Source organism: Nonomuraea sp. NPDC000554 (assembly GCF_040300065.1).
Lineage (GTDB): Bacteria > Actinomycetota > Actinomycetes > Streptosporangiales > Streptosporangiaceae > Nonomuraea.
The window spans coordinates 61,484-76,352 of sequence record NZ_JBEPDC010000036.1 but is presented as its reverse complement, the minus strand read 5'-3'; the positions used below and the strand labels follow the sequence as shown (position 1 = coordinate 76,352).

Here is a 14,869-nt window from a genome sequence, read left to right as displayed (position 1 = left end):
CTCAAGCTGCACGCGGGTGGCTTCCCTCGGGTACGGCCAGGGCAGGAGGCCGCTTTGGAGCGAGCGGAATCGCGACGCCGAGCGGGTCCGTGACATCCTGCGTGGCGCCGGGTTGGTGGAGTTCGGCGACACCCGGCCCGGGTTCGTCATCGGGGGCGGCCGGGTGAGCACGTCCTTCCTGGTGGCCTACACCGGTCCCGGCCGCGATGCGGCAATGGAAGTGGCCGCCTACAGACGCTGCTGGTTGCCTTCATGAGCGCGGTGCTCACCCGCCGGTGGGACGGTCAGCGGGGGCGGCGGCGCTGGAAGGGGTCGGCTTCGGCGGTGACGCGGGCGGAGGTCTCCTCGCCGAGGCGGACGTAGCGGCCGAGGCTGGCCAGGTGCTGGTGGCGGGACTTGGCCTGCAGTTCGGGTGCGGTGCGGCCGGCTTGGGCCAGATGCTGGAGCGCGCCGGTCGGCTAGGAACACCGGCCCGCAGGTGCGGCCGGTCAGCAGGCGGGGCAGCAGCCGGGCTGTCGGGGTGGCCCAGTGCACGTACTCGATGGCGCCGCCCTAGGAGACGACGCGGGCGCGCCGGAATTCCAGGTCGAGGTCTTCGATGTTGAGGGTGAGGATTTCCTCGGCGCGGGCGGCCGCATCGTACAGCAGCCGCCACAGCAGTCGTTCGCGCAGGGCGTGGGCGGGGTCGGTGAAGAGCGTCTCCAGCCGGGCGGCCGGGATGCAGCGGGCGGGTTTGCGGCGCTCCAGACGTCGGTCCGGGTTGGTGGCCAGCAGGTCCTGGCGCTGGGCCCAGGTGGTGAAGGAGCACAGGGCGGACAGGTGCCGGTTCCAGGTGGCAGCGGCCGCGCTCTTCCAGTGGTCCATCACCGCGGCGTGTTCCGCGCTCTTGAGTGGAGTGACGCACGTCACGTCGCGTCCTGTCACGTCTCTGCGATCCCCGGTGTCCTGAGGGCATGACCGAACACAACACATCCCACAAGGTCGTGGTCATCGGTGGCGGTTACGCCGGAACGCTGGCGGCCAATCGTCTGCGGATGCGCGCCGACGTCGACATCACTCTGGTCAATCCGCGCCCGGAGTTCGTCGAACGCATCCGGCTGCACCAGTTCGTGGCCCGTACCGGCGACGCCACGATTGACTACGGCACGCTGCTCGGCGAGGGCATCCAGCTGGTCGTCGACAGCGCAACGCGCATTGACATCGCCGCCCGCACCGTGCGGCTGACGTCGGGCCGCGCGCTGGACTACGACTACATCATCTACGCCGTCGGCAGCACTGGCGCGGTCCCCTCGGTGCCAGGCGCGGCCGAATTCGCTTGGCCCATCGCGGAATTGGAGTCCGCGCAGCGGCTGCGCGCCAGGCTGGAGGAGTTGCCCCTCGATGCTCCGGTCACCGTGGTCGGCGGCGGATTGACCGGCGTCGAGACGGCCGCCGAACTGGCCGAACAAGGGCGCAAGGTCACGCTGGTGTGCGGCCGGACCCTGGCGCCCTACCTGAGCGCAGGGGGGCGCCGATACGTCGCCAAATGGCTGACCCGCCATGGTGTCGCCGTGCTCGAGGGCGGCGCGGTGACCGAGGTCCGGCCGGACTCGGTCGTCCTGGCCGACGGTTCTGCCGACAGTGTGGTGCGTCCGAGCGCACTGACCATCTGGACGGCCGGTTTCGGCCTGCCGGAGCTGGCGGCGGCGAGCGGGCTGCGCACCGACGCGCTCGGCCGGCTGCTCACCGACGAGACGCTGACCAGCATCGACGACGACCGCATCGTCGCGGCCGGCGACGCCGCCGCACCGTCGGGTCAGCCGCTGCGGATGAGCGGCTACGCCGCAGGACCGCTCGGGGCGCAGGCCGCCGACACCGTGCTGAGCCTCATCGCAGGGACCGAACCGGCGGTGATCAACCTGGCCTTCACGGGCGCGTGCGTCAGCCTCGGCCGGCACGCCGGCATCAGACAGATCGCCGGTAAGGACGACACCGCGGTGAACATCTACATCCCCGGCCGCATGGGCGCAATAATCAAGGAAGTGACCTGCAAGTTCGTGGTGTCGAAGAGGATCCGTCTGGAGGCAGGCAAGCCGGGTTCCATGGGCTGGCCCAAGGGTGGCCCGCGCCCCGAACAGCCGGCCTCCGCGGCGCGGGCGGTCACCTCCCCGTGAGCGCCGACGAGCATGCCGAGCGATTCACCGTGTTGCGGCCGCTGCTGTTCACCATCGTGTACGAGATACTCGGCTCGGCGACCGAATCCGACGACGTGCTGCAGAACAGCTATCTGCGGTGGGCCGACGTGGACCTCGCGACGGTGCGGGACACCAAGTCGTATCTGGCACAGCTGGTGACCCGTCAGGCGCTCAACGCCTTGCGGGCCGGCACGCGCCGTCGCGAGGAGTACGTCGGCTCCTGGCTGCCCGAGCCGCTGCTGCTGGAGGAGAACGACGCGTCGGCCGATGTGGTGCTCGCCGAGTCGGTGTCGATGGCGATGCTCGTCCTGCTCGAAACACTCACCCCCGATGAGCGCGCGGTGTTCGTGCTGCGCGAGGTGTTCGGGTTCGGCTACGACGAGATCGCCGCAGCGGTGGGCAAGTCCGTGGTGACGGTGCGCCAGATGGCGCGCCGTGCCCGCGGGCACGTACAGGCGCGGCGTAAACGTTTCGACCCCGTCGACGCTGGGACGACCACGCGGATCACCGAGCAGTTCATGTCCGCGGCGGCCACCGGTGACCTGGAGGGGCTGCTCTCACTGCTCGCGCCGGGCGCCACGTGGACCGCCGACAGCGGCGGCAAGGTCACCGCGGCGCGCCAGCCGGTGGTGGGCGCGGAGAAAGTGGCCGTGCTTGTCATGGAACTGTTCCGCGTGGGGCGGTTGCCGGACTCGCGGATCGAGATGGTCAACTGCAACAACGCGCCCGCGATGGCCGCCTACGACGGCGATCACCTGGTGGGCGTCTGCCTGTTCGAGGTCGGCGACGGGAAGATCACCAACTTCTACGTCATCCGCAACCCGGACAAGCTCCTCGCGGTGACGGTTCCGCGTCAGATCAGCCGGTAGGAGTCGGCAAGCCGCAGCGCAGTAGGTCGCGATCGCGCATGTCTGGCGCAAGCGGAGTTGCCGCTGCAGATGCGGCGCGGCAGGTGACACGTCCTGTGGCGATCAACGAACGCGTCTCCGCCCGATGCGTGTGTTGACCAATTCGACTGAAGGATGACCAAGGAGTTGACCATGACCGATACACAGGTAGTGATCGCTGGGGCGGGGCCGACCGGGCTGATGCTCGCGTGCGAGCTGGGGCTCGCCGGGATCGATGTGCTCGTCCTCGAGCGGCTCCCGGAGCCTCGAACAGTGGAATCGCGGGCCGGAGGCCTGCACATCCGCACCATGGAGATGCTCGATCAGCGGGGTCTGCTCGACGGGTTCCTCGAGCGCGGACGGCCGCGGCAGGACGTGCACTTCTCCGGACTCGGTCTCGACCTATCCGATATGGCGACGCGATATCCGTACGCTCTGCTCATCTTGCAGGCCGAGGTGGAACGGCTGCTGGAGGAGCGCGCGGCGCAGTTGGGGGTACGGCTGCGCCGCGACGCCGAGGTGACGGGGTTCACCCAGGACGAAACGGGTGTCACGGTGGAGCTCGCGGACGGGTCGCGCGTCCGGGCGGACTACCTCGTCGGCTGCGACGGGGGCCGCAGCACCGTGCGCGGGCTCGCCGGCATCGAGTTCCCCGGCACCCCGGCCACGATGACCGCGATGCTCGGCGACGTCGAGCTCGCCGAGCCGCCCGCGGCCGACATCTTCCAGGAGCGGCGCGAGCACGGCAGGTTCTCGGTGCTGTCGTACGGCCCGGACTGGTACCGGGTGCTGACCAACGAGTTCGAGCACGTCGCCGGCCGGGACGAACCGATGACCCTGGAGACCCTCCGCAAGTCCTTGCTCAAGATCGCCGGGACGGATTACGGGATGCACTCAGCGCGCTGGCTCTCCCAGCACGGCGACGCGGCACGCCAGGCCGACCGTTACCGCGTGGGCCGGGTTCTCCTGGCCGGCGACGCCGCGCACATCCACTTCCCGGCGGGCGGTCAGGGCCTGAACACCGGCGTGCAGGACGCGGTCAACCTCGGCTGGAAGCTCGCCGCCGTCGTCCGCGGCCACGCCCCCGACCTGCTGCTCGACACCTACCACGCCGAACGCCACCCGGTCGCCGCCCGCGTCCTGCACAACACCCGCGCCCAGACCGCCCTCTGGCGGGTGGACGACCACACCTCCGCTCTACGCCAGATGCTGGGCGATCTCATCGGCATCGACGAGGTACGGCTGCGCCTGGCCGGCATGATCACGGCAACCGACCTCCAGTACCCGATGGAGGGGACCGACGACCTTCTCGGCCGCCGGATCCCGGATCTCGACCTCGACCGCGGCCGCGTCTACGAGCTCCTGCACCGCGCCCATGCGGTTCTGCTGGATCTTGGCGGTCTCCCACCGCTCGACACCGTCGTGACCGGCTGGGCGGACCGAGTCGATCTCGTTCGCGCCCGTCTCGCCGAGGGCTCCGATCTGGGCGCGGACGCCGTACTCATCCGTCCCGACGGACATGTCGCCTGGGTCACCCGCGCCGGCGAGCGGCCAGACGTCGACGCGCTCCGGACCGCCCTCACGACGTGGCTCGGCCCGGCCGGCCTTCGCGGTGCGCACGTACACCACCGGTCGCGTCCGTGACGGCCGGGCGCAGCGGCCGCCAGCCGCTCGGCCAGCCGGGCCACCGCCAGTGGCGGAGCCGAGGTCACCTCATCCGGCACGAACCCCAACCAAGGCAAGGTCTCTAGTTCAACGGCCAGCCCCAATCGATCGGCCGGGCCACGGCCGCGGCCCGGGTCGATAAAGCGGCCGACCACTTACCGACGATCAGCGAGGCGGTGGCCTGGCCGTACTTCAGCGACCCGGCCATCCGCAGGAGATCGGGCCAGCAGTCGGCGATGAGGTCCTCATTCCAGCGGGCGCCCAGCAGCGGCCCGGCGTGCGGGTAGCGCTTGGCGATCTCGGTCGGCGTGTCGTCACGGACCAGGGTGACCCGGGTCAGGTCCCGCAACCGCGGAGTCAACGCCTTGCCGACCAGATCGAACAACGCAAAGTTGATCAACGTCGCTCCGTGACTGTCGGTCGCGTGCTCGGCGATCGGAAGGTCGGTCGCGTTGCCCAGGAAGTCGTCCAGGACGAAGTGCGCCTCCCGCGCCGTCGGCACGATGATCTTCGTGCCGTACGTCGACCACTGATCGGAGACATGGGTGTACGTGGAAAGCACCTGACCGCCGTGAATGACCATGTTCCGGCCGCTCAGGGTCTTGCCGCGGCCGGGGAACCGTCGGCGTGGGACCCCCGGAGAACGCCATGACACACGACCGCCACGACGACCTGGAGCTGGCCGCGCTGGTCCGCGAGCTCGCCGCCGGCCACGACCACGTGCACGTGGTCGACTTCGCCGACCTCGGTACGCTGCCGCCGCACCTGCGCAAGGCCGGCCATCAGCGGGCCGCCGCCCAAGCTCGGCGGGATCGTGGTCGGCGCGGCCTCGCCGTCCGCCGTCATGACGACCGGCGGCGCGATCGCGTTCCTCATGGCGGCGACGGCCACGGCGGGAGCGGCAGGGCCGCGATGAGGTGGATCAGGTCGTAGAAGGAGTCCCCTTCGCCGCTTCCGCCGCCAGGAGGGCGGCGCCGAGCTGGACGGCGACCAGGGTGCGGATCGGGATCGGCGTGGCGGTGAATCCGGCCTCGGCCTCGGCCAGCCAGTCCTCGAACCGCGCCTTCATGCGGGCGCGCTCGGCCCGGACGGCCGGGGTGAGGTTTCCCGCGGCGAGCTCGGCGTCGAGCAGACGCAGGTACATGCCGCCGTACCTCAGCCGCATGCTGTGCTTGAGCTGTTCCTTGCCGATGACCTCGGCTACCGTGGCGGGCCGGTCGGCGCCGGGGTAGTCCTCCCATTCGGAGACGTAGTCGTCGTGGGTGCCGAGGAAGTCCTCCAGGGCGCGGCGGAACGGTGACCGCACGGTCAGCTCGGCGCCGACCTTCGCCAGGGACCGGCCCAGCTCGGCGACCAGTGCGCGCTGACCGGCGAGATAGGCCTTGATCACCTCGCCGTACACCTGGTCGGTGGGGGTCTCGTCGGAGACGCGGGGATCGGCCCAGTACGGGAGTTCTGTCACCAGGTGGAGGGCGTCGAAGCGGTCGGCGTAGTCGACGCTGCCGCCGCCGATGCCGTAGATCGAGGCCAGCTCGGCGCCGCGCGGTGTCACGTACACGGCCGGACCGATCTTGACCGCGCTCGGGACCTCCGGCGGGCCCATGTGCAGCGGCAGGCCCTGGCCGGCGGCGACGGCGGCCAGGGCGGCGGCGAGGCCGGGCTCGTTCCTGCTGAGGTAGGAGAAGGCGCCCTGCAGCTCACCGTTGTGCAGGGAGTAGACGAAGGCCGGCCTGACCTCGTCCATCAGTCGCATCAGCGCCTCGGTCTCAGGCAGGGTGCGGTCGAAGAAGTAGCCCTCGCCGGTCAGCGGGAAGGTCCATTCGACCTGGTCGGCTTCGGCGGGGCGGTAGAAGTGCTCGGCGTAGGCGCGGCGGTCGCTCGGCCGTGCGTACCAGCCTTCGTTGAGGCGGGCGCCGTCGGGGTCGACGCAGGGGATGAGGTGCCAGCGGTAGCCGAACTCCTCACGCAGCCGGGCGTCGTCGATGAGCTGGCGCAGCAGGCTGCTCACGGTGAGCGCGCCGATCGGCTCGTTGGGGTGGGGGCCGCCGATGATCACCGCGTCGTGAGGACCCGTACCGATCGTGGCCACACGCAGCGGTTCACCCAGGCGGGAGGTGCCGATGCGGCGCAGCCGTACCAGTTCGGGGTGGGCGTCGGCGAGCTCGTCGAGCTCGGCGTGCATCTGGTCCACCGTCGGGAACGCGGCGTAGTCGGGCACCCGGCTCATGTGCTGGTCGACGTCCATCTGGCCTCCATGTCTCACGCTAGTAATCTGGATTATTCTAATAATTCATATTATCGTTTCGCCAACCCTAGATCCGGGAGACTCCAACGCCATGCGGCTGACCAGGGCGGAAAGCAAGGCCGCCAACAAGCGCGCGCTGATCGACGCGGCACGCGAGATCGTCGGGAAGGAGGGCTCGCAGGCGAGACTTGAGGACATCGCCGAGCTGGCCGGTCTGACGACGGGCGCGGTCTACTCGCTGTTCGGCGGCAAGAACGGGCTGATCGTCGCGATGGTCGACGACTACAGAGGTCCGCTCGACCTCCAGCCGGTCATCGAGATCGCGCCGGACCGGCCGCTGGAGGAGGCCGTCGCCGCCATCGCCCGGCAGTACTGGCGGATGTCGGCCGACCCCGAGGCCGCCGCGATGCTGCTGTTCGAGATCCGCGTGATGGACCTCGTGCTGAACGACGCCGAATTGCTGGCCAAGCTCAACGCGTCGATCAACGCCTCGGAGGCCCTGCTCGCGGAGCACCTCGCGGGCCGGGAGCACGACGGCGTGCCCGTCACACGCGGGCAGGCCGTGCGCCTGGCCCGCGCTCTCAAGGCCCTGCTGTCCGGGCTCGGGCAGGCCGTCGTGCTCGGCGTCCAGGGCAGCTCCGAGGAGTACTTCGCCGACGTCGCGCGGTCCCTGGTCACGCCCAGGGTGTTCGGCCCGGCCTAGATCACGGCCGAGGGTTCGGGGGGACCACGCGGCCACATGTCACCCCACCCCGAAAGGCAGGCCATGTCCAGATCCGGCTTCGGCGTCATCGGCGCGCCGGTGTTGTTCATCGGCGTCCTCCAGACGATGGAGATGACGCTCTCGCCCGCGCTCCCGCTCATCCAGCGGGAGCTGGCGGCCTCGCCAGGCGCGCTCGCCTGGATCTTCACCGGTTCGCTGATCAGTTCGGCGATCAGCACCCCGATCGTCGGCCGCCTGGCCGACATGTACGACAAACGGCGGGTGCTGCTCGCGCTCATGGCGATCAGCAGCGCCGGGGTCCTCCTCGCCGCCCTGGCGCCCAATGTCACCGTGCTGATCGTGGGCATGGCGGTGGAGGGCGTCTGGCTGGGCATGCTGCCCCTGACCGTGGGGTTGTTCCGCGACACCCTCGAACCCGAACAGGCCGCAACCGGCAACGGCCTGGTCATCGGCGTCGCCGCGCTGGCCAGCGCGCTCGGTCTCGTCCTGGCCGGACCGATCAGCGCGGCGCTCGGCTACCGCTGGCTGTTCCTGCTGGCCGTGGCCGGTGCGGCGGTGGCCGGGCTCTGGGCCTGGTACGCGGTCCCTGCCACGCCCCGTGGGGCCGCCGGGCGCGTCGACTGGGCGGGCGGGCTGCTGCTGGGTGGCGGCCTCGCCCTGCTCATGCTGGGCCTGACCGCCGCCTCCAGCTGGGGCTGGACGGCTTCCGCCACCCTCGCCCTGTTCGTGGCTGCCGCGCTGACGCTGGGCCTGTGGGCCGTCATCGAGCAGCGCACCCCTGACCCGCTCGTGGACCTGCGACTGCTGGCCGGGCGCACTCCGGCCGGAGTGACGGCGATGGGGGCCCTGTTCGGCTTCGCCTCCTTCGGGCTCGTGGTCGCCCTGCCGATGATGCTGGCCACGCCCGTCGAGACCGGGTACGGCCTGGGCGCCGACACCCTGTGGATCGGGATCTACATGTTCCCGATGGGCGTTGCGGGCACCGTGGTCGCGCCGCTGGTCGGGCCGATGACCAGGCTGCTTGGGCGGCGTGCCGTGCTGGTGCTCGGCAGCGCGCTCGTCTGCGTCGGCACCGCCATGCTCGCCCTGTGGCACTCCTCCCCGTGGCAGATCGTGGCCGGGGTGACGGTCATGGGGCTGGGCGGCTCCATCGGCCTGACCGCAGGACTCAATGCCGTGGCCGCCGACGTGCCCGCCGACCGCGCGGCGGGGGTCAGCGGCGTGGTCTTCGTCGCCAAGAGCGTCGGCGGCACGTTCGGGGCGCAACTCGGCGCCATGGTGCTGGCGGCCGGCGCGGTGGAGGGTGTGCCCACCGAGCGCGGCTTCGTCGACACCTACCTGCTCTCAGCGGCGCTCGGCCTGCTCGCCGTCGGCGCCGCTCTCGTGATCCCCTCCGCTGTGCGGGACGCCCAAGGCGGGCACCCGGCTTCGGCCCCGACGACAAAGCCCGCCGTCCCCCAGAGTGACATCCTGTGACGTCGGCCAACGAAAGGAGTAGCCAGTGAGGGTCTACATCTCCATTGACATGGAGGGCGTGACGGGCATCGCGACCATGGACCAGGTGGTCCGCGGCGGCCACGGGTATCCGCGATCGCAACGGCTGATGACCGCCGAGGCCAACGCCGCCATCGAGGGCGCGTTCGCGGCCGGAGCCGACAGCGTCCTGGTCAACGACAGCCACGGCACCATGGACAACCTGCTGCACGAGGAGCTCGATCCGCGCGCCCGGCTGATCTTCGGCACTCCCAAGCTGGACTGCATGGCCGAGGGCATCTCGGCCGAGCACGACGTGGCCATGTTCCTCGGCTACCACGCCGCCGCCGGCTCGCCAGGCGTGCTCGCCCACACCTACTCCTCGCACTTCTACGAGGTGCGGCTCAACGGCAGGCCGGTGTCGGAGGCCGAGGTCAACGCGCTGCAGGCCGCCGCGGTCGGCGTCCCGGTGGGCCTGCTCACCGGCGACGACGTCATCTGCGGCGTCGCGGAGAAGGCCTTCCCCGGCGTGCGCACGGTCGCCGTCAAGGTCGCGCACGGGCACACCGCCGCCGACAGCCTCTCGCCGGCCGAGGGCAGGCGGCTGATCCGGGAGGCGGCGGCGGAGACCGTTCGGGGGGCCGGGGAGCTGGCGCCGCTCCAGCTGCCCGAGGTGCTCGAGCTCGAGATCGACATGCCGAGCACGCCGGCGGCCGAGCTGGGGGCGCAGATCCCAGGCGTGCGCAGGATCGCCGACAAGACCCTCGCCGCCACCTTCGGCACGCCCAGGGAGGTGCTGGGCTGCGTGGAGATCTGCTACCACCTCGCCGCCGACGCCATGATCAGCCGGATGGCCCTGTTCGGCCGCCGCTGACCTTCACAGGGAACCCAGGACCGGCGCCCTCTTGTGCCCGCAGGACAAAGAACGGTCCGCATCCGTCGTCGCGCACGCCAAAGGGCGGCGCCGATCACCTGGTGATACTGGCAACATGGATCTCGAACGAGTCGAGCGCGAGGTACTCTCGCTGGTCAGCCCGCACACTCCCGGCCTGGCCGCAGGCGTGTACGCCGACGGAGCCGCGGTGCTCACGGTCGCCCAGGGAGCGGCGTGCGTGGAGTTCGGCGTGCCGGTCGACGAGCGCACCCGGTTCGACATCGCCAGCATGAGCAAGCAGTTCACCGCGGCGTGCGTGCTCCTGCTGGAGCAGGACGGGAAGCTGGGGCTCGACGACGACGTGCGCGTGCACGTGCCGGAGCTGAGCCTGGAGGCGCCGGTGACCTTGCGGCAGTGTCTGCAGCACACAGGCGGCCTGCCGGAGTGGTACGCGCTGCAGGCGCTGACGGGTGTGCCGCTGGCGGAGATGACCGAGCAGCGGCTGCTGGAGATGCTCGCGGGCATCCGATGGACGGCGTTCCCGCCGGGCACGGATTTCGCCTACTCCAACACCGGGTACGTGCTCGCGGCTGTCGTGGTGGGCAGGGTGGCGGGTTCGTCACTGGCGGAGTTCGCGCGGGAAAGGCTCTTCGAACCGCTGGGAATGGCCGACTCGGTGTTCCGTGACGACGCGTCAGCGCCGCTGGAGAGGCTGGCGTACGGCTACGCCAACGCGCAGGGCGAGCCGCGCAGGGCCGACACACAGGAGAGCGCGGTCGGCGACGGCGGGCTGGTGACGAGCGTGGCGGAGCTGGCGCCGTGGTTCGGGTTCCTGGCGGATGGCCGGGTGCTCGGGGCCCAGCTGCGCGAGCGGCTGCTGGAGCGTGGGGTGCTGGCCGACGGCACGGTCCAGCCGTACGCGCTGGGGATCTATCACGGCGAGGGCTGGTTCGGGCACGCGGGCGGCATGCACGGGTACCGGTCGAACCTGCTGTATCTGCCCGATCCTGGGGTCGGCATCGCGGTGCTGTCCAACCAGACGGCCGTCGATCCGGTGAGGCTGTCGCACCGGCTGGCGCGGCTGCTTCTCGGAAAGGAGGAGCCGCCGAAGCCCGCGCCGGGGACCATGGCGCCGCCGGAGCGGCTGCACTGGCACGATCCTGCCGGGGACGGGACGCTGACCCTCGAACCCACTGCTGAAGGCGTCGCGGTCCCGGACGTGGGAGTGTTCACCGCCGGCGCCGACGGGCGCTGGCACGGGACGGGAGCGGCCGAGGGCTCCTGGCTGGAGATCGACGGTGACCGGCTGCTGCTCCGAACCGGCCCCCTGTCGCGCCCGCCTGTCGCCTTCGACGCCGCCGAGCCGCCCTCGGACGTGCCCATGCCCGACGGTGTCTTCCGCAGCCGGGAGCTCGGCGTCGACGCCACCGTGAGCGATGGCGAGGTGCGCATCGGCCGCGAGCTGAAGCTGCCGACGGCACCGGCCCCGGGCGGAGCATGGACGGCGGGGCCGTTCACACTCCGTCTCCACGAAGGCGACCTGCTGGTGAGCGGCGGCGGCCTGCGCCGGATGCGCTTCGAAGGCTGATTGGCCCCGCCTGCTCTTCCGGAGGAGCGGACCCGGATCCGGCTCTTGCCCTCCGCACCCGCCACGCCCTGCGATTTCATCCTTCCGTACCTAACGCCCGCGATGGCGGGCAAGGGAGCCTAGCGCCATGCATGACCTGCTGCTTCGCGACGGGACCGTCCACGACGGGCTCGGCGGACCACCGCGGCGCGCCGATGTCGCGATCGCCGACAGGCGCGTGGCCGCCGTCGGGCACGACCTCGGCCCGGCCCGGCGCGTGATCGACGTCACCGGCCTGCTCGTCAGCCCTGGGTTCGTCGACCCGCACAGCCACTCCGACACCGTGCCCTTCCTGCAGGAGCCGCAGCCGTTCAAGCTCCTGCAGGGCGTGACCACCGAGATCGTGGGCAACTGCGGATTCTCGTGCGGCCCGCCGACCCGGAGACGAGGGGCTTGGTGCCCGCCGAACTGGCGGAGGCGTCCTTCCCCACGCTCGGCGAGTACCTGGACGCGGCGGAAGCGGCCGGGCCGAGCAACAACCTGGCCGTACTGGCCGGGCACAACACGCTGCGCCTGGCAGCGGCGGGGATGAACGCCGAGATCACGCCGGACGGGCTGGCACGCATGTGCGAGCTGGCCGCGCAGTCCTTCGAGGCGGGCGCGGTAGGGCTGTCGAGCGGCCTGGAGTACGTGCCCGGCGCCTACGCCGACCTGTCCGAGCTGGTCGCGCTCGCGCTGGTGGCCAAACGCTGGGACCTGCCGTACGCCACGCACCTGCGCAGCGAGAGCGAGGGCCTGGCCGACGCGCTCGACGAGGCGATCACGGTGGCGAAGCGGGCGGGCATCCGGCTTCAGGTCTCGCACTGCAAGGCCTCGGGACGGGCGGTGCACGGCGCCTCCGCGATGGTCCTGGACAAGCTCGCCCAGGCCCGCCGCGCGGGCGTGGACGTGCGCGCGGACGTCTACCCCTACCTGGCCTTCGGCACCGTGCTGGTCGCGGTGCTTCCCCCGATCGCGTGCGAGGGCGGCGAGCAGGCGCTGCTCGCGCGGCTGGCCGACCCCGCCGAGCGCGCCATGCTGCGCGCGCTCGCCGAGAGCCAGGACACGGGCACCGGCGTCGGCTTCTGGCGCGAGCTGCACCCCTCGGACGTGCAGATCCTCACCCACAACGACCCGGCCATCGAGGGCAGGCGGCTGGCCGACCTCGGCGGCGACCCGTGGGAGGCGCTGTGCGACCTGCTCAGGCGGGACCCGCACGCCTCCGGCGTCTTCCACACCATGCACGAGCGGGATCTGGCCGCGTTCCTCGCCGACCCGCTGATCTCCATCGGCTCCGACGGCGGCCCTCCGGTCGGCCCCAACCATCCGCGGACGTTCGGCGCCTTTCCCACCTACCTCGGCACGTACGTCGACAAGGAGGACATGCCTGAGGCGATCCGCAAGCTCAGCTCCGCCGTCGCCGCGCAGTTCGGCCTGGCCGGGCGCGGCTGGCTCGGACCGGGGGCGATCGCCGACCTCTGCGTCTTCGACCAGCACACGATCGGCCACGCGGGCACCTACGAGCGGCCCGACGTGCGCCCGACCGGCGTGGAGCACGTCTTCCTGGCCGGCCGTCAGGTGATCGCCGACGGCGAGTTCACCGGTGGCAGGCACGGCAGGATGCTCAGGCGGGGCGCCCGGTGACGGCGCGCGGGCGCGTCACGCTCGGCGTGCTGATCGACAGCCTCGGCCCCGACGTGGTGCGCCCGCTGGCGCTGCCGCAAGGCCGGGAGCCGCTGGTGGGAACGCCGGTCATCTACGACCCCGAAGGGCCGCAGGCCGGGCTCGACGGCGCGGTCCTGCTGGTGACCGGCCGCCCGTCGGCCGAGATCCTGGCCCGCGCGGGCGAGAGCGGCGTGGCCGTCGTCGTGGCCAAGCCGGGCACCTGCGACGAGCAGGCGCTGGCCACCGCGGCCAAGGCGGCGGGCACCGCGCTGCTCGCCGCACCGCCCGAGCTGTCCTGGGGGCAGCTCTACACGCTCGTCGACGCCCTGCTCGCGATGGTCGCCCCGGCCGAGGACCCGGGCGCCACCCGAGCGGCCGACCTGTTCGCGCTGGCCAACGAGGTGGCGGCCCGGGTGGGCGGCGCGGTGGCCATCGAGGATCTGGCGATGCGGGTGCTGGCCTACTCCACGGTCGAGGGCCAGCGGATCGACGAGCTGCGCAAGGAGGGCATCCTGGGCCGCCGGGTGCCCGAGCACCCGACCAACGCCGAGGAGTACGCGGCCGTGCTGCGCGCCGACGGGGTGGTCTGGAGTTACGTGCCGCGCGAGTTCTACCCCCGCCTGGCCATCGCGATCCGGGCGCATGGCGAGGCGCTCGGCACGATCTGGGCGGTGCGGGCGGAGGAGCCGCTGGCTCACGACGCCGCCGCGGTGCTCGAGGAGGCGGCCGCGGCCGCGGCGCCGCACCTGGCGCGCATCAACCTGGCCGCCGACGAGGCGCGGCGACGGCGGGACGAGTGCCTGGGCTGGCTGCTGCGCGGCATCGGCGCGGTCGACGAGCTGGCCACCTCCTTCGGCTTGCTGCCGAGCGAACCGGTGACGGTCGTGACGCTGGGCTCCTACGCGGGCTCGGCCGACGCCTTCGCCGCGACGCACGCCGCCGACCTGCTGCGTACCGCGTTCGTGGCCTATCGCATCAGGGCCGCGACCGGCGTGGTGAACGGCCGCGCCTACGCGATCGTCGCGGCCGAGGCGTCCGCGCCGCTGCTCCGCAGAATCACCGTCGACACCCTGGCCAGGGTGAGCGAGCGGCTCGGCGGCGGCTGGCGGGCCGGCATCGGCCGTACCGTCTCCTCCGTCGCCGCCGTGCCCGCCGGCGCGCGGCAGGCGGATGAGGCGCTGCGCGCGGTCTGCGGGCCGTTCACCCAGGAAGTGGCCGCCTCGTACGAGGAGCTGTCGGCAGCGCTGTTCCTCATGGACACGGAGGCCGCGCTGCGCGCCAAACCCTCCCTGTCCGGCGAGCCGCTGGCGCTGGTCGCCGCGCACGACGCCAGGCACGGCACGCACTACGTGCACAGCCTGACCGTCTGGATCGGCGCCCACTACGACGTGCCCCGCGCGGCCGAGCTGCTGTCGCTGCACCCCAACACGCTGCGGTATCGACTGCGCAGGATCGGCGAGCTGATCGCGCTGGACGACCCGGACACGCGCCTGGTGCTCGCCCTTCAGCTGAGGCTGAACGGCGCCACAAAGCAGACCGGGTGAAGTTCGGCGTGG

General features: G+C 71.6%; 15 protein-coding genes. 12 read left to right on the top strand and 3 right to left on the bottom strand.

Features of this window, described 5'->3' with window-relative positions:
• Positions 1 to 16: 16 nt before the first annotated feature.
• Positions 17 to 256: a hypothetical protein gene (locus ABT294_RS44000; protein ID WP_350812436.1), complete on the top strand. Its 240-nt coding sequence runs from the start codon at positions 17 to 19 to the stop codon at positions 254 to 256.
• Between the two features lie 296 nt (positions 257 to 552).
• Here ABT294_RS44000 and ABT294_RS43995 read toward each other — a convergent pair whose 3' ends face one another.
• Complete coding sequence (locus ABT294_RS43995; RefSeq protein ID WP_350812435.1) at positions 553 to 909, bottom strand: site-specific integrase; 357 nt, start codon at positions 907 to 909, stop codon at positions 553 to 555.
• 74 nt (positions 910 to 983) lie between these two features.
• Here ABT294_RS43995 and ABT294_RS43990 point away from each other — a divergent pair, with 74 nt between their 5' ends.
• The 3 genes from ABT294_RS43990 (at position 984) to ABT294_RS43980 (ending at position 4,705) form a co-directional block, all read left to right on the top strand.
• A complete protein-coding gene (locus ABT294_RS43990; protein ID WP_350812434.1) occupies positions 984 to 2,153 on the top strand; it encodes an NAD(P)/FAD-dependent oxidoreductase in 1,170 nt (389 codons plus the stop codon).
• Complete coding sequence (sigJ, locus tag ABT294_RS43985; RefSeq protein WP_350812433.1) at positions 2,150 to 3,043, top strand: RNA polymerase sigma factor SigJ; 894 nt, start codon at positions 2,150 to 2,152, stop codon at positions 3,041 to 3,043. The genes ABT294_RS43990 and sigJ overlap by 4 nt, the downstream gene beginning before the upstream one ends.
• Positions 3,044 to 3,214: 171 nt before the next feature.
• Positions 3,215 to 4,705 (top strand): FAD-dependent monooxygenase, encoded by a 1,491-nt coding sequence (locus ABT294_RS43980; RefSeq protein ID WP_350812432.1) that lies wholly within the window; start codon positions 3,215 to 3,217, stop codon positions 4,703 to 4,705.
• Between the two features lie 103 nt (positions 4,706 to 4,808).
• Here the strand turns inward: ABT294_RS43980 and ABT294_RS43975 are convergent, their stop codons facing one another.
• Entirely contained in the window at positions 4,809 to 5,288 is a 480-nt protein-coding gene (locus ABT294_RS43975) for a Tn3 family transposase (protein ID WP_350812431.1), read from the bottom strand.
• A gap of 86 nt (positions 5,289 to 5,374) precedes the next feature.
• Between ABT294_RS43975 and ABT294_RS43970 the strand changes: the two genes are divergently transcribed.
• Entirely contained in the window at positions 5,375 to 5,659 is a 285-nt protein-coding gene (locus ABT294_RS43970) for a hypothetical protein (RefSeq protein ID WP_350812430.1), read from the top strand.
• Here the strand turns inward: ABT294_RS43970 and ABT294_RS43965 are convergent.
• Complete coding sequence (locus tag ABT294_RS43965) at positions 5,649 to 6,971, bottom strand: M14 family zinc carboxypeptidase (RefSeq protein ID WP_350812429.1); 1,323 nt, start codon at positions 6,969 to 6,971, stop codon at positions 5,649 to 5,651. The two genes, ABT294_RS43970 and ABT294_RS43965, sit on opposite strands and share 11 nt — an antisense overlap.
• A gap of 91 nt (positions 6,972 to 7,062) precedes the next feature.
• On the opposite strand from ABT294_RS43965, the gene ABT294_RS43960 reads away from it, so the two are divergent.
• From ABT294_RS43960 to ABT294_RS43930, 7 genes are all read left to right on the top strand, one after another.
• On the top strand, positions 7,063 to 7,674 hold the full coding sequence (locus ABT294_RS43960) for a TetR/AcrR family transcriptional regulator (RefSeq protein WP_350812428.1): 612 nt from the start codon (positions 7,063 to 7,065) through the stop codon (positions 7,672 to 7,674).
• Between the two features lie 63 nt (positions 7,675 to 7,737).
• A complete protein-coding gene (locus tag ABT294_RS43955) occupies positions 7,738 to 9,171 on the top strand; it encodes an MFS transporter (RefSeq protein WP_350812427.1) in 1,434 nt (477 codons plus the stop codon).
• A 25-nt stretch (positions 9,172 to 9,196) separates the two neighbouring features.
• Positions 9,197 to 10,042: a M55 family metallopeptidase gene (locus ABT294_RS43950; protein ID WP_350812426.1), complete on the top strand. Its 846-nt coding sequence runs from the start codon at positions 9,197 to 9,199 to the stop codon at positions 10,040 to 10,042.
• A 115-nt stretch (positions 10,043 to 10,157) separates the two neighbouring features.
• Positions 10,158 to 11,630, top strand: a complete 1,473-nt coding sequence (locus ABT294_RS43945; RefSeq protein ID WP_350812425.1) for a serine hydrolase domain-containing protein — start codon at positions 10,158 to 10,160, stop codon at positions 11,628 to 11,630.
• A 127-nt stretch (positions 11,631 to 11,757) separates the two neighbouring features.
• On the top strand, positions 11,758 to 12,201 hold the full coding sequence (locus ABT294_RS43940; protein WP_350812424.1) for an amidohydrolase family protein: 444 nt from the start codon (positions 11,758 to 11,760) through the stop codon (positions 12,199 to 12,201).
• Entirely contained in the window at positions 12,114 to 13,292 is a 1,179-nt protein-coding gene (locus tag ABT294_RS43935; protein ID WP_350812472.1) for an N-acyl-D-amino-acid deacylase family protein, read from the top strand. The genes ABT294_RS43940 and ABT294_RS43935 overlap by 88 nt, the downstream gene beginning before the upstream one ends.
• Positions 13,289 to 14,857 carry a PucR family transcriptional regulator gene (locus ABT294_RS43930; protein ID WP_350812423.1) on the top strand — a complete coding sequence of 523 codons (1,569 nt, stop codon included), beginning with the start codon at positions 13,289 to 13,291 and terminating at the stop codon, positions 14,855 to 14,857. Before ABT294_RS43935 ends, ABT294_RS43930 begins: the two co-directional genes overlap by 4 nt.
• The last annotated feature ends 12 nt before the right edge of the window (positions 14,858 to 14,869 follow it).